The sequence below is a fragment of the Microbacterium aurantiacum genome, from assembly GCF_002872075.1.
GTDB classification, from domain to species: Bacteria; Actinomycetota; Actinomycetes; order Actinomycetales; family Microbacteriaceae; genus Microbacterium; species Microbacterium aurantiacum_A.
In genome coordinates this window covers 1-20,507 of the sequence record NZ_PGGU01000012.1, presented here as the reverse complement: position 1 = coordinate 20,507, position 20,507 = coordinate 1, and the positions used below count along the sequence as shown (strand labels likewise).

The 20,507-nt window shown below is 68.9% G+C and carries 20 protein-coding genes; 9 read left to right on the top strand and 11 right to left on the bottom strand.

Annotated elements, in window-relative coordinates; genetic code table 11:
• Nucleotides 1-36: 36 nt before the first annotated feature.
• From CUR96_RS09250 to CUR96_RS09230, 5 genes are all read right to left on the bottom strand, one after another.
• Complete coding sequence (locus tag CUR96_RS09250) at nucleotides 37-1,707, bottom strand: ABC transporter substrate-binding protein (protein ID WP_102193027.1); 1,671 nt, start codon at nucleotides 1,705-1,707, stop codon at nucleotides 37-39.
• A gap of 114 nt (nucleotides 1,708-1,821) precedes the next feature.
• Nucleotides 1,822-3,093: an APC family permease gene (locus CUR96_RS09245; protein ID WP_102193026.1), complete on the bottom strand. Its 1,272-nt coding sequence runs from the start codon at nucleotides 3,091-3,093 to the stop codon at nucleotides 1,822-1,824.
• A gap of 89 nt (nucleotides 3,094-3,182) precedes the next feature.
• A complete protein-coding gene (locus CUR96_RS09240; RefSeq protein WP_102193025.1) occupies nucleotides 3,183-4,487 on the bottom strand; it encodes a GNAT family N-acetyltransferase in 1,305 nt (434 codons plus the stop codon).
• 55 nt (nucleotides 4,488-4,542) lie between these two features.
• Nucleotides 4,543-4,788: a zf-HC2 domain-containing protein gene (locus CUR96_RS09235; RefSeq protein WP_102193024.1), complete on the bottom strand. Its 246-nt coding sequence runs from the start codon at nucleotides 4,786-4,788 to the stop codon at nucleotides 4,543-4,545.
• Entirely contained in the window at nucleotides 4,785-5,447 is a 663-nt protein-coding gene (locus CUR96_RS09230) for a sigma-70 family RNA polymerase sigma factor (RefSeq protein ID WP_102193023.1), read from the bottom strand. Before CUR96_RS09230 ends, CUR96_RS09235 begins: the two co-directional genes overlap by 4 nt.
• A 49-nt stretch (nucleotides 5,448-5,496) precedes the next feature.
• On the opposite strand from CUR96_RS09230, the gene aroA reads away from it, so the two are divergent.
• Genes aroA through bcp form a run of 3 tightly spaced genes read left to right on the top strand, consistent with a single transcriptional unit; the run spans nucleotide 5,497 to nucleotide 8,372 of the window.
• Complete coding sequence (gene aroA / locus CUR96_RS09225; protein WP_102193022.1) at nucleotides 5,497-6,822, top strand: 3-phosphoshikimate 1-carboxyvinyltransferase; 1,326 nt, start codon at nucleotides 5,497-5,499, stop codon at nucleotides 6,820-6,822.
• The gene (gene rsgA / locus CUR96_RS09220; protein WP_102193021.1) at nucleotides 6,819-7,889 is read left to right on the top strand and encodes a ribosome small subunit-dependent GTPase A; all 1,071 of its coding nucleotides are present in this window, start codon (nucleotides 6,819-6,821) and stop codon (nucleotides 7,887-7,889) included. The genes aroA and rsgA overlap by 4 nt, the downstream gene beginning before the upstream one ends.
• A 9-nt stretch (nucleotides 7,890-7,898) precedes the next feature.
• Complete coding sequence (gene bcp / locus CUR96_RS09215; RefSeq protein WP_102193020.1) at nucleotides 7,899-8,372, top strand: thioredoxin-dependent thiol peroxidase; 474 nt, start codon at nucleotides 7,899-7,901, stop codon at nucleotides 8,370-8,372.
• Nucleotides 8,373-8,393: 21 nt separating this feature from the next.
• Here the strand turns inward: bcp and CUR96_RS09210 are convergent, their stop codons facing one another.
• Nucleotides 8,394-8,795 carry a hypothetical protein gene (locus CUR96_RS09210; protein ID WP_102193019.1) on the bottom strand — a complete coding sequence of 134 codons (402 nt, stop codon included), beginning with the start codon at nucleotides 8,793-8,795 and terminating at the stop codon, nucleotides 8,394-8,396.
• A 235-nt stretch (nucleotides 8,796-9,030) separates the two neighbouring features.
• Between CUR96_RS09210 and CUR96_RS09205 the strand changes: the two genes are divergently transcribed.
• On the top strand, nucleotides 9,031-9,279 hold the full coding sequence (locus CUR96_RS09205; RefSeq protein ID WP_017203224.1) for a WhiB family transcriptional regulator: 249 nt from the start codon (nucleotides 9,031-9,033) through the stop codon (nucleotides 9,277-9,279).
• Nucleotides 9,280-9,294: 15 nt separating this feature from the next.
• Here CUR96_RS09205 and CUR96_RS09200 read toward each other — a convergent pair whose 3' ends face one another.
• Both CUR96_RS09200 and CUR96_RS09195 read right to left on the bottom strand, forming a co-directional pair.
• Entirely contained in the window at nucleotides 9,295-10,779 is a 1,485-nt protein-coding gene (locus CUR96_RS09200; RefSeq protein WP_102193018.1) for a sensor histidine kinase, read from the bottom strand.
• Nucleotides 10,780-10,803: 24 nt separating this feature from the next.
• On the bottom strand, nucleotides 10,804-11,190 hold the full coding sequence (locus tag CUR96_RS09195; protein ID WP_102193017.1) for an Rv3235 family protein: 387 nt from the start codon (nucleotides 11,188-11,190) through the stop codon (nucleotides 10,804-10,806).
• 126 nt (nucleotides 11,191-11,316) lie between these two features.
• Here CUR96_RS09195 and CUR96_RS09190 point away from each other — a divergent pair, with 126 nt between their 5' ends.
• On the top strand, nucleotides 11,317-11,931 hold the full coding sequence (locus CUR96_RS09190; RefSeq protein WP_102193016.1) for a hypothetical protein: 615 nt from the start codon (nucleotides 11,317-11,319) through the stop codon (nucleotides 11,929-11,931).
• Here the strand turns inward: CUR96_RS09190 and CUR96_RS09185 are convergent.
• On the bottom strand, nucleotides 11,919-12,206 hold the full coding sequence (locus CUR96_RS09185) for a helix-turn-helix domain-containing protein (RefSeq protein WP_102193048.1): 288 nt from the start codon (nucleotides 12,204-12,206) through the stop codon (nucleotides 11,919-11,921). The two genes, CUR96_RS09190 and CUR96_RS09185, sit on opposite strands and share 13 nt — an antisense overlap.
• 99 nt (nucleotides 12,207-12,305) lie before the next feature.
• Here CUR96_RS09185 and CUR96_RS09180 point away from each other — a divergent pair, with 99 nt between their 5' ends.
• Nucleotides 12,306-12,926, top strand: a complete 621-nt coding sequence (locus tag CUR96_RS09180; protein WP_102193015.1) for an SAF domain-containing protein — start codon at nucleotides 12,306-12,308, stop codon at nucleotides 12,924-12,926.
• Nucleotides 12,923-14,170 (top strand): AAA family ATPase, encoded by a 1,248-nt coding sequence (locus CUR96_RS09175; protein WP_102193014.1) that lies wholly within the window; start codon nucleotides 12,923-12,925, stop codon nucleotides 14,168-14,170. The genes CUR96_RS09180 and CUR96_RS09175 overlap by 4 nt, the downstream gene beginning before the upstream one ends.
• Here the strand turns inward: CUR96_RS09175 and CUR96_RS09170 are convergent.
• Complete coding sequence (locus CUR96_RS09170; protein ID WP_102193013.1) at nucleotides 14,118-15,344, bottom strand: pyridoxal phosphate-dependent aminotransferase; 1,227 nt, start codon at nucleotides 15,342-15,344, stop codon at nucleotides 14,118-14,120. The two genes, CUR96_RS09175 and CUR96_RS09170, sit on opposite strands and share 53 nt — an antisense overlap.
• A 66-nt stretch (nucleotides 15,345-15,410) precedes the next feature.
• A complete protein-coding gene (gene secA / locus CUR96_RS09165; protein ID WP_102193012.1) occupies nucleotides 15,411-18,218 on the bottom strand; it encodes a preprotein translocase subunit SecA in 2,808 nt (935 codons plus the stop codon).
• A 179-nt stretch (nucleotides 18,219-18,397) separates the two neighbouring features.
• Between secA and CUR96_RS09160 the strand changes: the two genes are divergently transcribed.
• The gene (locus tag CUR96_RS09160) at nucleotides 18,398-19,048 is read left to right on the top strand and encodes a PadR family transcriptional regulator (protein ID WP_102193011.1); all 651 of its coding nucleotides are present in this window, start codon (nucleotides 18,398-18,400) and stop codon (nucleotides 19,046-19,048) included.
• A gap of 56 nt (nucleotides 19,049-19,104) precedes the next feature.
• The gene (locus tag CUR96_RS09155; protein ID WP_102193010.1) at nucleotides 19,105-20,430 is read left to right on the top strand and encodes a hypothetical protein; all 1,326 of its coding nucleotides are present in this window, start codon (nucleotides 19,105-19,107) and stop codon (nucleotides 20,428-20,430) included.
• The last annotated feature ends 77 nt before the right edge of the window (nucleotides 20,431-20,507 follow it).

The following is a 20,507-nucleotide window of genomic DNA, read 5'->3' as shown; positions in this document are numbered from 1 at the left end:
GCCTCCCTTCAGTGGATCGGTCCATGGACGTGCGCCCTACTTCTTCGAGGCGGGGCTCAGATGGGTGAGGACGACGGCGGAAGCCGTCGACAGGTACGGCAGCGGTGCCGCGTACATGTCGCCCTCCGTGGGCCAGCCGGTGAAGTCCGCCGTGTTGAAGAACGACTGCGAGGCGTTCAGCACCACGGGGATGTATGGCAGGTCACTGGCGATCTCGGCCTGGATGGCCGTGTAGGCGCCCTGCTTGATCGCCTCGTCCTGCGTGGCTCCCGCCGCAGCGACTGCCGCATCGACCGCGGCGTTGCTGTAGCGCGAGTAGTTCTGCCCCTTCAACGGGTCCTCGCCGACCTTCGCCGTCGCCGCTGTGCTGAAGTACTGGTCGTAGTTGGAGTACGGGTCGGCGACGAGCGACTGCGTGAGGCCGTAGAGGGCGAGCTGGAACTCGCCGCTGGAGATCGGCGTCCAGTACTCCGCGTCCGAGACGGTGCGGGCGTTGACCCGGATGCCGGCTTCGGCCGCCTGCGCGCTGATGAGCTTGGCAGCATCGTTGTAATCGGTCCAGCCGTCCGGCGAGAACAGGTCGAGCTCGATGGCCGTGCCGTCCTTGCCATAGAAGCCCTCGCCGTCCTTCGTGTAACCGGCGGCTTCGAGGATCGCCCCCGCCGCCGCTGCATCCGGCTCCTGCGGGCTCGTCGCCAGCTTCTGATCCGACAGCCACTTCTCGTCGCGCGGCATCAGGGCGAAGCTCGGCGATGCCTCTCCGGCGAGTCCGGCGAAGGCCTTGGTCCCGATCGCGCTGCGGTCGATGGCGATGTTCAGCGCCTGCCGCACGGCCGGGTCGGTCTGCGCGCCGGTGCATCCGAGCTCCGCATTCGCGCAGGTCATGATCACCGTCGGATCCTGCTGCTGGTTCATCGTGCTGATCTTGCCGTTCGCGGTCACCCCGTCGGGGTTGGCGATGAACTGGCCGACCCAGTCGAGCTTGCCGGTCTTCAGCAGGTCCTCGGACGACTGGTTCGAGTCGATGCCGACGTCCTGCACCTCGGCGACCGCGGGGGCGCCGTCACGGAACTCGGGGTTCGCCTCGAGCGTGTACGCGGCGTCGGTGAAGGACTTCAGCTTGTACGGGCCCGAGCCGACGGGTTCCGGGTTCGTCTCGGTCGTGTAGTCCTCGATGTCGGCCCAGACATGCTCCGGGATGATCCAGGTCGAGCCGAGGATCATCGATGCCGACGTGAACTTCGGGGTGGCATAGGTGACCACGACCGTCGTGTCGTCCGAGGTCTCGACCGAGACCTGATCGGGGTCGAGGTTCGGCCCGTAGCCGAGGCTGAAGGCGACGTCCTCGGCGGTGAGGTCCTCGCCGTCGCTCCACTTCAGGCCGGGCTTGATGGTGATCGTGAGGACGGTGCCGTCTTCGCTGAACTCGTAGGAATCGCCGAGCAGGCCGACCGGCTCCTCCGCCGAAAGCTGGTTGAAGAAGAACAGCGGCTCGTAGATCGCACCGAACGTCAGGTGGGTGGCGGTGTCGACGGCGAAGGGGCTGAAGTTGTTGGTGATCGGCGTCATGTGCCCGGACCAGATCCGGATGGGGCGCTCACCGGCGCCTGTGGAACTGCCGCTGGGCGCACAGCCGCCCAGGGTCAGGGCGAGCGCAGCTGCGCCCGCGACAAGAGGAAGAACTTTCCTCCAGCGGTTGTCGTGCATGGGGACCTCGTCTCAAGTGCTTCGTTGCTCGTGAGAGCAGGGCGGAAGGGCATCCGCCTGGAGATGAGGTTATAGGAAAGGTTCTTTTCAGAAAAGACCCTTCCGATTATTTTGTTAGGATTCTTTTCGAAGGTGCCGGACTGCGGTCACGACGACGGCCGTTGCCGCGAGCAGCGCCGGCACGAGCAATGCGGATGCCGCGAGCGCGAGCAGCCCGGCGCAGAGGACAGCGGCGATCACCGCCATCCACCAGCCGGCACTCCCCCGCTCGAGGATCCGGACCGCGGCGATCATGCCCAGCGCATAGATCGCGACCATGCTGGCCGTGTGGATCAGGATGAACGGCTGGAGGTTCAGGCCTCCTGCCAGCAGCAGCCCGAAATACAGGAGGCCGATGGCTCCGGTGAGCAGAAGCGAGCGGCGAGGCACGGCACCGCTCTCTGCTCCCCGTGCGAACCACCGCGGCAGATCACCGGTGAGAGCGAGCGACGCGCCGAGTTTCGAGAACGCCGCGAGATACACGTTCAGCACGCCGACGGCGACGATCGCGGCGACGGCGCCGATCATCATGGGAGCGGCGCCCGGAGCACCTTCCCTCGCCAGGTCGAGCAGTACGACGCTCCCGCTCCCTGCTCGATCGCCGAGGGCGCCGACGGTCACCACCTGCAACGCCAGGTACGCCGCTCCCGAGATCACCAGGGTCACCGCGGTTGCGATCGGGATGACCCGGCGCGGATGCGCGAACTCGCCGGAGATGTGGGTGCCGACCTCCCACCCGGCGAAGGCCCACACGAACATCACGATCGCGACGCCGACGCCGCCCCATCCGTGCGGGAACAACGGGGCGAAGTTCGCGGGGTCGACAGCGGGCGCGGCCACGGCGACCACGGTGACGACGACGCCCAGCAGGAGCGCCATGAGCACCAGCTGCAGCCACCCCGCCACGCGGATTCCGAACAGATTGACGCAGAACGGGATCACGTAGAACGCGACGGCGACGAAGGGAACGGCGGTGCGGTCGACACCGAGCACCGCGGAGATGTACTGCGCCCCGAGCGTCGCGACCACCGGGCCGCCGGCGGCGACGCCGAGCAGGAACCAGTACCCCGTCGCGCGGGCGGCGGTGGCACCGAGCGCGCGACGCACGTAGCTCGCGACACCGCCGGGGTCGGGGTACCGAGCCGCGAGCACGGCGAACGTCCCTGCCAGCGGGACGGCCAGCACCGCGACGACGGCGACAGACACGAGACTCGCCGGTCCTGCCTCCCTGGCCGCGAGCCCGGGAAGCACGAGGAGTCCGGTGCCGAGGACCGATGCGAGATACAGGGCGATGCCCTGCAGGAGGCCGAGCCCGCGGGTGGAGCGGTGCGCCAAGGTTGTCGCCATCCGCTCATCCTCCGGCATCCGCTCCCGGCATCCGACCGTCTGCGCGGACAACGACCGTCGTTTCTCGGACAATCCCCGCGGGGCGGAACTCAGTACCAGATGTCGAGCGACGGCGAGGGCAGGGCGAGGAAGGCCCGATCGAGCCGGTCGACGGTCTCCGTCTCCGCACGGATGAGGCCGCCCGCATGCAGCGACGACGCCCGCACGCCACCGGCGTACAGCGCCGACAGCGCGGCGATGCCCATCGACACGTCGGCCTGCTCGCCGTGCACGGCGTCGATGTGCGTGCCGCCGTCAGCGTCCACGCGCATCAGCCAGTCGCCGGTGGCGAACCCCAGCTCGTCGTCGATGCGGATCACGACGTCCAAGGGTGCCGCGTACGTCCGGGCGCCGAGCGCCGCAGGCACATCGAGGATTCGCAACCACCCGTGGTCGTGCACGACCTGCGTCACGCCGCGCGGATCGGCCACCAGCCACGGCAGCGGGTCGTCGAGCGGACGGAGGTCCGCGGTGACCTCGTCGACCAGGTCGTGCTGGAGCGCGAACCTCCAGAGCGCCCTGAGCGCCTCCGGCGTCTCGGCCGCCAGCAGTCGGACGCTCAGGCTGAATCGGAAGGTGTCGCCCTTCTCCCGGAGGGTGAACGCCAGCGCGCCGCGCACCTCTCCCGACTCGTCGAGATAACGGACACCTCGGACCTTGCCACGGTCGGAGTCGGCCGGCGACATCCCGGTATGACCTTCCCAGCGCTCCCGCCACCCGGGGATCTGCCCCGAACGCGCGAGTCGCGCGCGCTCGTGCACCGTTCCGAGATCGGCGGCCAGCTGCTCCTTCTCCACGTACTCGACGCGACCGGCGGCCAGCGAACCCGCCCATCCGGCCTTGCGCGTGTCGACGGTGAAACGCGACATCGGGATGGCCGGAGCGAACCCGTAGCGGCCGTAGATCGTCGCCTCCGACACCGTGAGCCCGGCCAGCGGGACGCCGGCCGACGATGCGGCGCGCAGTTCACCCTCGAGGAGAGCCCTCGCGATGCCCCTCCGCCGGTGCGTCGCCGCCACGGTGACGTAGCTGATCGCCCACATCCCCACCTCGACTCCACCCGGAACCGTCATCGGGGCCACCCAGGAGTTCACCGTGGCCACCGGCAGTTCGTCGTCGCCGGAGCCCGGATCGTAGACGCCGGTGTTACGGCGCCACTGCATCGGCGGACGCCCGTGTTCGAGGGCCTCGGCGTTCGGTTCCTCGCCGAGGAACCCCCGCGACACCGCCCGCTGGAAGGCTTTCGCGCGGACCGGATCGCCGAAGTCGACCAGTCGATACTCGAGCCCGCTGTCGGCGAGTCGAGCGGCTGAGGTCGTGTCGGCGAGGATCCCCCGCGCATCGATGAGGCTCATGCCTCCACACTATCCAGGCGCGCGCGCCGAATCGGCGCGGCGGTGAAACACCCGGTCAGTGCTGCGCGGCCTGCACTTCGCGCAGACGCGCGAACACCTGGTCGCGCAGCTCCTCCGGGGCGCTCTCCTTGCAGGCGCGGGCGATCACCTCGGTCAGAGTCGTCGCGACGAGTGCCTCGTCCCGGCAGGACGGGCAGCTCTCCAGATGCTCGCGGATCTCGGTGTGCTCGGTCTTGCACACCTCGTTGCGGAGGTACTCCTCCAGATCCTGACGCGCCTTCGTGCAGCCGCAGTCGCTCATCTCTTGCTCCTCGTGTCTGCCGCGGCGATGCCCCGCTCCGCGGCGTAGTCGGCCAGCAGCTCCCGCAGCATCCGTCTGCCCCTGTGCAGACGGCTCATCACGGTGCCGATGGGCGTCTTCATGATGTCGGCGATCTCCTGGTAGGCGAAGCCCTCGACGTCGGCGAGGTACACCGCCAGCCGGAAATCCTCCGGGACAGCCTGCAGGGCGTCCTTGACGACCGATGCCGGCATCCGGTCGATCGCCTCGGCCTCGGCCGAGCGGCCGTGCGAGGCCGTGGTCGACTCCGCCCCGCCCAGTTGCCAGTCCTCGAGCTCGTCGATCGTGCCCTGGTACGGCTCGCGCTGCTTCTTGCGATAGATGTTGATGTACGTGTTGGTGAGGATGCGGTACAGCCAGGCCTTCAGGTTGGTCCCCTGCGTGAACGTCGCCCACGACCCGAACGCCTTAACGAACGTCTCCTGCACGAGGTCGGCCGCGTCGGCCGGATTGCGCGTCATGCGCATCGCCGCGGCGTAGAGCTGATCCATGAAAGGGATCGCCTGCTCCTCGAATTCACGCCGCGCGTCGCCGGTCGTGTCTGTCGTCGCCGTGTCATCCATCACCGGCCAGTCTAGGCCGCTGAGGTCCACCGTCTCGCGCTCGAGCGTGGCGAGCATGCTGTCTCCTTCTCGGCGCGTCGTTCGCCGTTCACTAAGGTGGAAACCGATGAGCGCCAACAGGTATTCCCCTCCCCTCGTCCAGGGCGCCTACTCGGCGCCGACGACCTCCGACGCCGTGCGCGCCACGCTGACCATTCCGGGGTCGAAGTCGCTCACGAATCGTGAGCTCATCATCGCCGCCATCGCCGATGGGCCCGGGCGGCTGATCGCTCCGCTGCACTCCGACGACTCCCGCCGCATGGTCGACGCGCTGCGCGCCCTCGGCGTCGGGATCGAGGAGGAGCATGCGGGCAGCGAGTTCGGTCCCGACCTCATCGTGACGCCCGCGAAGCTGCAGGGCGGCAAGACGGTGGACTGCGGACAGGCGGGCACCGTGATGCGCTTCATCGCCCCGCTCGCCGGTCTCGCCGCTGAGGACGTGCACCTCACTGCACATGAGACGGCGCTTCACCGCCCGATGGGCGGACTGATCCACGCGCTCCGCGACCTCGGCGTCGACATCGACGACGAGGGCACGTGGTCGCTGCCGTTCACGATCCGCGGACACGGCCGGATCCGCGGAGGACGGGTCGAGATCGACGCGTCCGCGTCGAGCCAGTTCGTGTCGGGGCTCCTCCTCGCGGCGCCGCGGTTCGACGTGGGACTGCACCTCGTGCACACCGGCTCCCACCTGCCCAGCCTCCCCCACATCGACATGACGATCGAGGCGCTCAGCCGCCGCGGCATCCGCATCGAACGACCGGCCGCAGGCGAATGGCTCGTCGAGGCCGGCGTACCGCGGGCCAAGGAGATCGCGATCGAACCCGATCTGTCCAATGCGGCGCCCTTCCTCGCAGCCGCGCTCATCACCGGCGGTTCGGTCTCGGTCACCGGATGGCCCGCGCACTCGACTCAGCCGGGTGCGCTGCTGCCCGAGATCCTGCAAGCGATGGGCGCGCATGTCAGCAGGCACAGCGGAGTCCTCACCGTGCGCGCCGGAGCCGGCATCCGCGGACTCGATCTGGACCTGTCCGCGGCCAGCGAGCTCACGCCGACGCTCGTCGGTCTCGCGGCGTTCGCCGACACCCCGACGACGATCCGGGGCATCGGCCACATCCGCCTGCACGAGACCGACCGCATCGCCGCGCTCGTCGGCAACGTCAACGCGCTCGGCGGCGAGGCCGAGGAGCTCTCGGACGGACTGCGGATCATCCCGCGGCCGTTGCGCGGCGGCGGATGGGCCGCGCACCACGACCACCGGATGGCGACGACCGGAGCCCTCATCGGCCTCCGCGTCGCCGGCGTCGAGGTCGACGACATCGGCACCACCGCGAAGACGCTTCCCGAGTTCACCATGCTCTGGGAGCGGATGCTGCAGGGCACCCCAGGATGAGCTGGCTCGACGATGCCGACGACCTCGAGGACGACTTCGAGGCCTACGACGAGAGCAGCTTCCGGACGAGGCCCAACCCGAAGGCGAATCGCCCGCGTACCAAGCGCCGCCCCGCACACGACGACGCAGTGATCGGCCGGGTCCTCGGCGTCGACCGTGGCCGCTACTCCGTGCTCATCGACGAGAACACCGAGGACGAACGCGCCGTCACCTCGACCAGGGCGCGAGAACTGCGACGCATGCCGATCGTGACCGGCGATCAGGCACGGGTCGTCGGCGACACCTCGGGTGCCGAAGGGACGCTCAGCCGCATCGTCGGGATCGTCGATCGCACCTCGCTGCTGCGACGGAGCGCCGACGACACCGACCAGGTGGAGCGGGTGATCGTCGCGAACGCCGACCAGATGCTCGTCGTCGTGGCCGCAGCCGACCCCGAACCCCGAGCGCGGCTCGTCGATCGCTATCTCGTCGCGGCGCTGGACGCCGGCATCCGTCCGCTCCTCGTCGTGACCAAGACCGACCTCGCCGACCCCACCGCCTTCCTCTCGCATTTCGAGGGCCTGGACCTGCGCGTGTTCACCAGCGCGCAGGAGGAGATGCCGATCGAGGAGATCGGCGCCGCTCTGGTCGGGCACTCCACGGTGTTCGTCGGCCACTCCGGCGTCGGCAAATCCACACTCGTGAACGCGCTGGTTCCCACGGCACTGCGGGCGACCGGTCATGTCAACCAGGTCACCGGACGCGGGCGGCACACCTCCTCTTCGACGGTCTCACTGCGCTACCACGGCGCGGACGGGACCGGCTGGGTGATCGACACTCCCGGCGTGCGGTCCTTCGGCCTCGGGCACGTCGACCCGGCCAACATCCTCGCGGCGTTCACCGAACTGTCGCTCATCGCCGAGGACTGCCCCCGCGGCTGCACGCACCTGGCCGACGCCCCGGACTGCGCGCTGATCGAAGCCGCCGAGCGCGGCGAGCTCGGCGAGACCGGGCGGGCACGCCTGGACTCGCTGCAGCGGCTGCTGCAGACGTTCTCCGACAAGGCGGACCAGGCCCCGGGCCGTTAGGCTGAAGAGGTGACTCTGCGCCTGGAATCCGGTACCGCCGCCCCCGACTTCACGCTCCTCGACCAGGACGGTGCGCCCGTCCGGCTCGCCGATCTGCGGGGCACGAAGACGATCCTGTACTTCTATCCCGCGGCGATGACGCCCGGGTGCACGACCCAGGCGTGCGACTTCCGCGACAGCATCTCGTCGCTGCAGGGCGCCGGCTACCGGGTGATCGGGATCTCCCGGGATGAGCCGTCGCAGCTGACCGAGTTCCGCGAACGCGATGGACTGACCTTCACCCTGCTCAGCGACCCCGATCACGCCGTTCACGACGCATACGGCGTCTGGGGCGAGAAGATGAACTACGGCAAGGTGATCGAGGGCGTCATCCGTTCCACGTTCGTGCTCGATGAGGACGGAATCGTCACCCTCGCCCTCTACAACGTCAAGGCGACCGGACACGTCGCACGCATCCGGAAGCTGCTCGGCATCGACGCCTGACGGCGGCTCAGGCGGGCACGATCATTCCGCCGCGGTCTGCTCCGCCTCGATCTGCTCGGCCTCGCGGCGGGCGCTGGCGATCAGCAGGATGAAGCCCATGAGGCCGGGGAGCCCGACCCCCGCGGTGAACATCCACGGGATCGGCTGCAGCGTGAGCGACGCGAGCGCCAGTGCGACGGCCAGCACCTGGAAGACGACGCCGCCTGAGCGCGCCCACGAGCGCCCCCGACGTGTGCCCGCGGCGAACGCGAAGAGTGCGACGGCCCCGATCAGCGTGAGCACGATGAGCGCCAGAGCGGTGGGCAGCGAGGCCGCGTCTCCGGCGCCGAGTCCGGTGAGCTCGATGACGGCGAAGGCGGTGAGCGCCAGACCCTCGACCGCGAGTACGGCGGCGGCGGCAAGAGCCAGTCCGGGTGCGCGCACGGGATCTCCTGAGAATCGAATGAGAGCGCAGAAAACCCTTGCCCTTGTTAACGTTATGTTACAGAATAGACAGAGTCATGTGCTCCCACAGCGGCGTGGGGCGGGCGCTTCAGCTCGCAACACAAAACGCAGGCATCCGTCTGCAACACATCAGGGTAGCGGAACCCGAAACCGACACCCGAATCCGAGCCATCGCGTCTGCGGTCGCTCTTGAAATCCACACCGAGGAGCCCCCATGGATTGGCGCGACAAGGCCGCCTGCCTGACTGTCGACCCCGAGCTGTTCTTCCCCGTAGGGAACACCGGCCCGGCAGTCGACCAGATCGAGAAGGCGAAAACCGTCTGCGCCACCTGCACGGTGACCGAGATCTGCCTGCAGTACGCCCTCGAGACCAGCCAGGACTCCGGCGTCTGGGGCGGTCTCTCCGAAGACGAGCGCCGCGCCCTCAAGCGCCGCGCAGCACGCGCCCGCCGCGCGTCCTGATCGATACCCGCTGCGCTACTTCATCAGCCAGCGCAGCGGGATGTCGATGATCACATCGGTGCCTTCGCCCTCGCGGCCGTGCCACTCGATCGTGCCGCTGAGCTCACCCTGGATGAGCGTGCGGATGATCTGCGTGCCCAGTCCCTGACCGATGCGCCCCTCGGGCAGGCCTCGCCCCGTGTCGCTCACGGTCACGCGGAGATTCTCCTCTGTGCGCACCGCATCGACGGTGACCAAACCCTCCTGGCCCGCAAGGCCGTGCTCGACGGCGTTGGTCACGACCTCGGTCAGCGCCAGCGCCAGCGGTGTGGCGTACTCGCTCGGCAGCACGCCGAACCGACCCGTCGACCGCACCTTGGCACGGGTGTTCGGGGCTGAGGCGACCTCGGCGACGAGCTTCAGCGCCCGCTGGAAGACCTCGTCGAAATCGACCTTCTGAGTGAGACCCTGCGCCAGCGTGTCATGCACGACGGCGATCGCATCCACGCGGCGCATCGCCTGCGCGAGCGCGTCGCGCGCCTCTTCCGAGTGGGTGCGGCGCGCCTGGATACGCAGCAGCGAGGCGACGGTCTGCAGATTGTTCTTCACCCGGTGGTGGATCTCGCGGATCGTCGCATCCTTGGTGATGAGTTCCTGCTCCTGGTGCCGCAGCTCGGAGACGTCACGACAGAGCACGATCGCGCCGATCCGGTTGCCGTGGTCCTTCAGGGGGATGGCCCGGAGGGAGACCGTGACACCGCGCGCCTCGATGTCCGTGCGCCAGGGGGCGCGCCCCGTGACGACGACGGGCAACGACTCGTCGACCTGCCGCGACGGCGGCACCAGGCGGGTGGTCACCTCGGCGAGGGACTCCCCCTCGAGCTCGTCATCGAAGCCCATCCGATTGAATGCCGAGAGGGCGTTCGGGCTGGCGAACGTGGTGATGCCGTCGACATCGATCCTGATCAGTCCGTCCGATGCTCGGGGCGCGCCGCGACGCGGTGACGTGGGGGCGGCGAGATCAGGGAAGCTGCCGTCGGCGATCATGCGGAAGAGGTCGTTCGCGCACTCCTCGAAAGTGATCTGCTGCCGTGACGGGGTGCGGGCCTCACCGAGGTTCGTGTGCCGCGTGACCACGCCGATGACCGTCGCCGCACCGTCCTCCTTGCGCCGCTGGCGCGCGATCGGCACCGCCCGGACTCTGGTCGGCGTCTCCTCGAACCAGTCCGGCGACGAGGAATCGACGATCTCCGCCGAGTCGAACGCCCCCTGCACCTGGGTGCGCCACTGCGGACGGACCCGCTCCCCGACGATGTCGCGGTAGAACAGAGTGGCAGCACCGCTGGGACGGGCGTGCGCGACGGCGACGAAGCTGCCGTCGTCGGTCTGGATCCAGACGACGATGTCGGCAGAGGCGAGGTCCGCGAGCAGTTGGCCGTCGCCGGCGAGGCGGTGGAGCCACTCGACGTCGGCGTCGGTCAGGAGGCCCTGGGCCTGGGCGAGATCGCTGAGGGTTGACACCTCCCCAGCATAGATTCAGTCGGCTCAGAGAATCGCCAGCGACGTCGCCCGCCAGCGTCGGTCCATGCCCTCGAGCCGTATTGCGACCGCTCGCGTGCGTCCGGGACCCGCCACGACGACCACGGCCTCGATCACGTCGTCCCTGGGCGCCGCGCACCGGATCGAGAGGATCTCGAACGAGGGCCGCGCCGGTGCGACCCCGCGGGCGCTGCGCGCCCTGGCCGACAGGTTCGCCCTGGTCACCAGACTGCGGAACGCATCCTCGCTGAACCACCTCGCGAGCTGATCGACCTCGCGGACGCCGGCGAGAACCTCGAGAACGCCCTGGGTGAGGCTTCGCAGCAGCGGCGCGGGATCCGGCAGCTCGGATGCCGAGGTGGGCTGGGGTGCGAAGTACTCGTGCAAGGTCATGAGGGGCGCTCTCGTTCTGGGAAACTGCGTGAAAGTACAGCACGGTGACGACGGCTCCGACGGTGCGAGCACGACAATTGTGGATAACTCGTACATGGATCCGGTCGGTCGCCTACGCTCGGTCGGGTGCACTGGGATCGCCTGTTCGAAGACCTCGAAGGTCAGCTCGCCTCGGAGTGGGAGGCGGAGCGCGCCGCCCTCGATGCGGAATCAGAGCGGCTGCGCATCTCACGACTCGAGTTGCGCAGCAGGCTCCGGATGCTGTGCGCCGTCGAGGCGCCGGTGACGCTCGAGCTCGCCGCCGGGCTGCGTCTCCCCGTGCGCCTCCGGGCGCTCGGGGCGGACTGGATCGCCGCCGAGTCGTCGTCCCATGCGGAATCGGCCGCGGCTCGGACGATGTCGGTCATCCCGCTGCACGCGATCAGCGGGATGACGATGGATCATGGCATGCTGCTGGCCAGTCTCGACCCGCAGACCACGGCGGAGCCCGCGCTGCGCGAACGCATGACGTTCGGCTTCGTGCTGCGGGATCTCGCGCGCCGGCGGGTGCCCGTCCGCATCGCCCTCCAGGACGGCGGCGAGGTGCACGGAACCATCGACCGGGCCGGTGCCGATCATCTCGACCTCGCCGTGCACGACGCCGGCGAGGTGCGGCGCGCGGAAGCAGTGCAGGGGTTCCGCATCGTGCCGTTCAGCGCGCTGCTCCGGCTCCGGACGTCCGGAGTCGCTCAGCTGCCCTGAAGGGGGGTGCGGGTCGACGTTCCCCACACCTCGGGGAAGCTGGCCTCGTTCGCCTGACGCCACAACGCCATCCGCCTGGCCTCCTCCGACTGTTCGGCGAGGTACTCCGAGAGGCTCGACTCCTCGACCCGCCAGCGTGCGGGAGACCCGAGCTGCGAACCTCGCAGGCGCCCCTCGAAGACCAGCGCGATCACCTCGTCCACCTCGATGCTCAGCAGCTCCGCCACCTGGGCAGGCGCGAGGAAGCGCGGAGCGGATGCGGGCATATCGGGCATGTCCCCCATTCTCCCCTGCGCCGTGCATATATGCCCCGCTCTCGGCCGGCCTGTGGATAACTCGAACGGCGATCAGCCGATTTCTGTGACCATGGCTCCATGACGACGCACACTCGACCGCGACGCGCCTTCTGGGGCGATGCACGCTTCCTGATCGGCATCGTGCTGGTCGCCCTCTCCATCGCCGGTGTGTGGCTGATCATCTCCTCCGCCGATCACACCACGCCGGTGCTGCAGGCCAACCGCACCATCGTCGCGGGCGAGGCGCTCGTCTCGGGCGACTTCCAGGTCGTGGAGGTCAACCTCGGCGCCGTCGGCGACGCCTATCTCGCCCCGCAGGATCTGGAGCCGGGGCAGATCGCCGCCCGCACGCTCGCGGAGGGAGAGCTCGTCCCCTCGGCCGCTGCGGCGGGCGCCGAGAGCGGTCGCACCACGACGATCGTCGTCGAGAGCAGCACCGGCATCCCCGAGGACGTCGCACCGGGGACGGTCGTCGAACTGTGGCACGCCCCTCCCCTCGAGGACGACCGCTCCTTCGATGCGCCCAGGATCCTCATCGCCGATGCCGTGGTCGCGGCGATCGTGGACACCGAAGGCATGATGGCGGGGGCGAAGGCCGGAGTCGAAGTGGTCATCGACCGCTCCGATGTGGCCGACGTCCTCGCGGCCATCACCGGCGGTTCGGTGCTGTCACTGGTCCCCGTGGGCGCCGGCTCATGACCGGCGTGATCATCGCCATCCCCGAGCCGCGGGCGACCGCTCTGGCCGAGGAGCTCGAGCTCGAGGGCGTGCGCGTGATCGCGGTCCTCTCACCCGACGCCGCGATCGCCTCCCATCTGGGCGACGCCGACACGCTGCTCGCACCGGCCGTTCGGGCCGTCCTCACGCCCGACCTCATCGCCGCCTGCGATCGTTCCGGCGTCCGCATCGTCCCCCTCGGGGATGGCGACAGCCGCCTCCTCGGGCGCTACGGACTGACGGCCGCGCTGCCTGCGGAGGCGTCGGGATGGGAGGTGGCTGCGGCGCTGACCGCGGAGGCGCCGGTCGCGGTGCGGCCGGTCTCGTCGGCATCCACCAGCCGAATCCTCGCGCTCTGGGGCCCGCACGGTGCTCCCGGACGATCCACGCTCGCCATCCAGCTCGCCGTCGAGCTGGCCCGCACCGGCCGCCGCACCGCCCTCGTCGACGCCGACACGGTCGCCCCCTCGCTCGCGCTCCTCCTCGGCCTCAGCGACGACTCACCGGGTATCGCGGCCGCGTGCCGACGCGCCGAGCTCGGCGGACTCGACTCGAACGAGCTGACCCGGCTCGCCACAACGCTGGAGACGAGTGCCGGCGCCGTCGAAGTGCTCGGAGGGATCAATCGACCCGGCCGCTGGCCGGAACTGTCGGCCGCCCGCCTGCGCGCAACGCTCCAGGCGTGCCGCGAGTGGATGCAGGAGACGGTGGTCGACATCGCCGGCACCCTCGACGCCGACGACGAGGCCACGTTCGACCTCACCGGTCCGCGCCGCCACGCCGCGACGACGACGACCCTCCGCGAGGCCGATGCGGTGATCGCCGTCACCACGGCCGATCCGCTCGGAATCAGCCGCTTCCTGCGCGATCATGCCGAACTCCGCGATCTCATCGGGCCGACCCCGATCACCGTGGTCGCCAACCAGGTGCGCCCCGGACCACTCGGCATCGATGCCCGTGGTCAGATCCGACGCACGCTCGAGAGATTCGCCGGCATCGCCGACGTGACGTTCCTGCCATACGACCGGCGGGCTGCCGATGCCGCGCTCCTGCATGCCAGGCCGATGAGCGACGTCACCCCGCGCTCGTCGCTCGTCGCGGCCGTGCGCCGGCTGGCGGGCTCGCTGGCACCGGCTCCGAGCGCGGCCGCGCCGGAACCAGCACCAGCGCGAGCTACTGGCGGTAACTGGCGAGGAAGTTTCCGAGTCGCTCGATCGCCTCGCTGAGCACCCGGGCCTCCGGCAGCGTCACGATCCGGAGGTGATCGGGAGTCGCCCAGTTGAAGCCGGTGCCCTGAACGAGCAGGATGTGCTCGGAGACGAGCAGGTCGTAGACGAGCTTCGCATCGTCCCTGATCTCATGCACGTTCGGATCGAGCCGCGGGAAGGCATAGAGCGCGCCTTCGGGTTTCACGCAGGAGACGCCCGGTATCGACTCGAGTCCCTGCCAGGCGATGTCGCGCTGTTCGTGCAGGCGTCCGGTGGGAGCGATGAGCGCGTCGATGGACTGCACTCCGGAGAGCGCGGCCTGCAGAGCGTGCTGCGCGGGCACGTTCGGGCAGAGACGCGTCGACGCGAGCAGCGTGATCCCCTCGATGAAGCCCTTGGCATGAGCCTGCGGACCGGTGATGACCACCCAGCCCGAACGGAATCCGGCGACCCGGTAGGTCTTGGACAGTCCGTTGAACGTGAGGCAGAGGAGGTCGGGCGCGAGCGTCGCCGTGGGGATGTGGATCGCTTCGTCGAAGACGATGCGGTCGTAGATCTCATCGGACAGCAGCAGGAGCTGGTGCTCTCTGGCGATCTGCACCATGCCCTCGAGCACAGCCCTGGAGTACACGACGCCGGTGGGGTTGTTCGGGTTGATGATGACCAGCGCCTTGGTGCGCGGCGTGATCTTGGACCGGATGTCCTCGAGGTCCGGCTGCCAGCCGTCCTCCTCGTCGCAGACGTAGTGCACGGGGGTTCCCCCGGCGAGACTGGTCATCGCCGTCCACAGCGGATAGTCCGGAGCCGGGATGAGCACCTCATCGCCTTCGTCCAGCAGAGCCTGCATCGTCATCGTGATGAGCTCGGAGACCCCGTTGCCGAGGTAGACGTCATCCGGGTCGAAGCGCGGGAAGTCGGGGATCTCCTCGTATCGGCTGACCACGGCGCGACGCGCCGAGATGATGCCCTTGCTGTCGCTGTAGCCGTGCGCGGTGGGCAGCGCCTCGAGCATGTCGCGCACGATCTGGTAGGGCGCCTCGAAGCCGAAGATCGCCGGATTGCCCGTGTTCAGCTTGAGGATCTGGTGCCCCTCGGCCTCGAGCCGCGCCGCCTCGACGAGCGTGTTCCCACGGATCTCGTACAGGACGTTCTTGAGCTTCGACGACTGGTCGAAGTGGCGCGTTGGGGTCATCGGCCAAGCCTACAGGCCAGCGAAGAGGGGCCGATCCGGATGGATCGGCCCCTCTTCGGCCTACCGCTACTTCTTCTTCTTGCCCTGCGCCCGTCGCTGCTCGCGGTTGCCTGCGGCCGGCTGCTCGGCGGCATCCGTGCGCTGCCCGAAGGCACCGCGGGCGCCCTGTTCGGGCTCGGCGGGTTCGGTCGCGGCGGCACGGGCCGCCGCCTGGCGGATCCGATCCGTCGCCGCCTGCTGCACCTGACCGCGATCGTTGCGCACCTCGACCTCGCCGGCGTCATTCGCCGCCGAGTACTCGAGGCGCTGCTCGCCGGCGCCGTCGGAGAGCCCCTTGGCTTCGACCTCGGCCGCATCGCTGTCGGGAGCGCGGCGCACCTCGACCTCGAGGTTGTAGAGGTAGCCGACCGACTCCTCCTTGATCTGTCCCATCATCGACTGGAACATCGAGTAGCCCTCGCGCTGGTACTCGATCAGCGGGTCGCGCTGCGCCATCGCGCGCAGCCCGATGCCGTCCTTGAGGTAGTCCATCTCGTAGAGGTGATCGCGCCAGCGACGATCGAGCACCTGCAGCACCACGCGGCGCTCCAGCTCGCGTGTCGCCGCCGCGCCGAGGGTCTCCTCGCGCTTCTCATAGGCGATCTTCGCGTCGGAGAGCAGCTCGCGGGTGAGGCCGTCCGAGGTGATGCCGCCCTTGCGGCCGCTCGCCTCCGCGACGACCTCGTCGATCGTCACGCCGACCGGGTAGAGGGTCTTCAGCTCGGTCCAGAGTGCGTCGAAGTCCCAGCTCTCGTTGTGGCCCTCGCCGGTGTGATCACGGACGACGCCGGTGACGGCATCCTCGATGAAGTGCTGCACGCGGTCCGCGATGTCATCGCCCTGCAGGATGTGCCGGCGATCCGCGTAGATCGCCTCACGCTGACGGTTGAGGACGTCGTCGTACTTGAGGACGTTCTTGCGCATCTCGGCGTTGCGCGCCTCGACCTGCGACTGCGCACTGCGGATGGCGCGCGAGACCAGGCCCGACTCGATCGGCACGTCGTCCGGGAAGTTCGTCCGCGCGAGGATCGCCTCGGCGGCTCCCGACTGGAACAGCCGCATCAGGTCGTCGGTGAGGCTCAGGTAGAAGCGGCTCTCCCCCGGGTCGCCCTGACGTCCGGATCGTCCACGCAGCTGGTTGTCGATGCGGCGCGACTCGTGGCGCTCGGTGCCGAGCACGTAGAGGCCACCGGCTTCGATGACCTTCTCCGCCTCTTCCGCGACGGTCGCCTTCATCGCGGCATAGGTCTCGTCCCAGGCCGTCTCGTACTCCTCCGGCGTCTCCACCGGGTCCAGACCCTGGGCCTTGAGCTCCTGTACGGCGAGGAACTCGGCGTTGCCGCCGAGCATGATGTCGGTGCCTCGACCGGCCATGTTCGTGGCGACGGTGACGGCTCCCAGACGCCCTGCACGCGCGACGATCTCCGCCTCGCGTGCGTGGTTCTTCGCGTTGAGCACCTCGTGCTTGACGCCCTTCTTCGCGAGCAGCCGCGAGAGGTACTCGCTCTTCTCCACGCTGACCGTTCCCACGAGCACCGGCTGCCCGGCGGCATGCCGCTCGGCGATGTCCTCGACGACCTGACCGAACTTCGCCGCTTCGTTCTTGTAGACGAGGTCGGACTGGTCCTTGCGGATCATCGGCTTGTTCGTCGGGATCGGGATCACGCCGAGCGAGTAGGTCGACATGAACTCGGCGGCCTCTGTCTCGGCCGTACCGGTCATGCCTGCGAGCTTGTCGTAGAGGCGGAAGTAGTTCTGCAGCGTGACCGTGGCGAGGGTCTGATTCTCGGCCTTGACCGGCACGCCCTCCTTGGCCTCGATGGCCTGGTGGATGCCCTCGTTGTAGCGGCGTCCGACCAGGATGCGACCGGTGTGCTCATCGACGATCATGACCTCGTCGTTCATCACGACGTAGTCGGTGTCCTTCTTGAACAGGGCGAGCGCCTTGATCGAGTTGTTCAGGAACGAGATCAGCGGCGTGTTGGCGGACTCGTAGAGGTTGTCGATGCCGAGGTAGTCCTCGACCTTCTCGATACCGGGCTCGAGCACACCGACGGTGCGCTTCTTCTCGTCGACCTCGTAGTCCTCGCCCGCGACGAGGGTGCGCGCGATCTTCGCGAACTCCGCGAACCAGCGATTCGCCTCCCCTGAGGACGGGCCGGAGATGATCAGCGGGGTCCGCGCCTCGTCGATGAGGATCGAGTCGACCTCGTCGACGATCGCGAAGAAATGATCCCGCTGGACGAGATCCTCCTTGCGCCAGGCCATGTTGTCGCGCAGGTAGTCGAAGCCGAACTCGTTGTTCGTGCCGTAAGTGATGTCGGCGGCGTACTGCTCACGCCGCACCGCCGGAGTCTGACCGGAGACGATGATCCCGGTCTTCATTCCCAGTGCGCGGTAGATGCGGCCCATGAGCTCGGCCTGGTAGCTGGCGAGATAGTCGTTCACGGTGATGACGTGCACGCCTTGGCCCGCGATGGCGTTTAGATACGCCGGGAACGTAGCGACGAGCGTCTTGCCCTCACCGGTCTTCATCTCGGCGATGTTGCCGAGATGAAGGGCCGCGCCGCCCATGAGCTGCACGTCGTAGGCGCGCATGCCCAGGGTCCGCTTGCCTGCTTCGCGGACGGCGGCGAACGCCTCCGGCATCAGCTGGTCGAGCGTCTCGCCCTTCTCGAAGCGCGCTCGCAGTTCCGCCGTCTCTCCGCGGAGCTCTTCGTCGGTGAGCTTCGCGAACTCCTCTTCCAGCGCGTTCACTGCCTTCACGACCTGGTTCAGGCGGCGGATGACCCGCCCTTCGCCCGCGCGCAGCAGCTTCTCAAGAGGATTCGCCACAGATGTCTTCTCCCTGTTGGTGGGTCTTCTGCCGTGCCGCCCGCGTGCGGGCATGCACAGACATACGGTGCCATGTTACCGGGCTGTGACCTGCGCGTCGCCTGCGTGCTCCGGGCGGCCGGGTTTCCCCGCATGCATATACTCGGTATGCCTTTCCCCTCCGCTCGAACAGGAGTCCCATGTCGGTGCGCCAGAGCCTGCTCGCGATCCTCGACCAGGGCCCCTGCTACGGCTATCAGCTGCGCCACGAGTTCGACCGGCGCACCGGATCGACGTGGCCGCTGAACGTCGGCCAGATCTACAACACGCTGGAGCGCATGGAGCGTGACGGGCTGGTCTCCCGCGGGGACGCCGATGAGCTGGGGCACGTCTACTGGACGATCACCGAGGCGGGCTCGGCCGAGGTCGGGCAATGGCTGTCCTCCCCTGTGCGGCGCGGCCAGGCAACACGCGACGAGCTCGCGATCAAGCTCGCTGTGGCGGCGACCCTCCCCGGAGTGGACGTGTCGAGGTTGATCCGCACCCAGCGTGCCACGTCGCACGAGCAGTTGGAGAAGCTGAAGACCGCGACGTTCGACGGCGCCGGTTCGGAGGCTTCCGAATTGGCCTGGTCGCTGGTCATCGCCTCGATGAGGTTCGCCGCCGAGGCTGAACTGCGCTGGCTCGATCACGCCGAAGAGCGCCTGGGCCAGCAGCCGCAGCACGCGATCGGGCTGGGCCTTGCGGCGGAACGCCCTCGCCGCGGACGTCCGGTGAAGGCGGATGCCGCAGATCCGGCGCTCCGCCGGACGACCACAGCGCCGACGGGCGCGAACCACGCTCTGTCATAGGAATGCCCCAGGAAAGCACGGCTCTCCGGCACCGCGCCTCCCGTAGGATCGGAACCATGGCTGGATTCTGGGGCAAACGCAAGCGCGAAGACGAAGCACTCGCGGCACAGGACGCCGATCTGGCGCGTCGCGCCGAGCAGGCGCTGGTCGCAGCGGACGAGCGGATCCGCACGACCGCCGACGAACTGGCGTTCGCCGATGCGGAGCTGGGCGGGTCGCTCACCTCCGATTTGAAGAAGGCGCTCAGCGCTGTGCGGACGCACCTGCGCGAGGCGTTCCAGCTCCACCAGCTGAACCACGACGAGATTCCGGACACGGCAGAAGAGCTGCGCACCCGCAACGCCCGCATCGTGCAGCTGTGCGACTGGGCTCAGGACCTGCTGGATGAGAAGACCGGCGTGCTCGCCGAGTCCATCTCGCGCGTGCGTCGCGCGCCGGAGGTCATCGTTCAGGTGCGTGCGGATGCCGAGACCCTGAGCGAGCGCATCCCGCAGACCAACGCGACCGTGGAGCGTCTGGCCTCCCGCTACTCCGACTCGGCGATGGCGCAGATCACCGCGAGCGCGAGGGAAGCCGAGCAGCTCATCTCCTTCGCGACGCACGGGGCCAACGTGTCGGAGCGGCGGCGTGCGGCGAAGCAGAACGAGGAGGCCAATCTCGCGCTCGAGACGGCCACCGAGGCCACGCGCCGCGCTTCCGCGCTCCTCGACGCGGTCGAGGACTTCGAGATCGAGGCCCTGCGCGCGGAATCGACGCTCGCCGAGGTCGTCGCCGACTCCCGCGGTGACATCATCGCGGCGCGGACCGCACCGCAGGTGCCTGCGGTGCGCGCAGCAGTCGCAGCCCTCGAACAGGCGCTGGCCGCGCTCGCCCCCTCCGGAACGCCGAACGATCCCTTCGCCGAGCTCTCGCAGCTGCGCGAGGCCAACGGCGCACTCGACGAGGCGATCGCCAAGGCCCGGCATCGGGAGCAGAACCCGCTGCCGACCGTGCAGCATGTTCAGCACGCCATCGACGATGCCGATCGTCAGCTCGGCGTGGCTCGCGGGCTGATCGCCGGACACCGTGGCTGGATCGGTGCGGATGCGCGCACCCGCCTGGCAGAGGCCGAGCGTCTGCGCGTCGACCTTCCCGCATTGCTCCCCGCCGAGGACACCCGTGAAGAGGCCCTCGCCGTCGCACGGCGGGTCGCGCACCTCGCTTCCGAGGCTCTGCAGCTCGCCCAGCGCGACATCGACTCGTCACGCCCGCAGGATCAGGGCTGGGGCGGCGGCGATGGCTGGGGCGGCGGCGGTCGCCGCGGCGGTGGCGGCGGCGACATCGCCTCCGGACTCCTCGGTGGCCTCGTCATCGGCAGCCTCCTCGACGGAATCTTCGACTGACGTCGGAATCGATCGACGAGCCGGTCCACGCGCGGGCTGGCGACGACAGAGCGGCCCGGTCCCCTCAGGGACCGGGC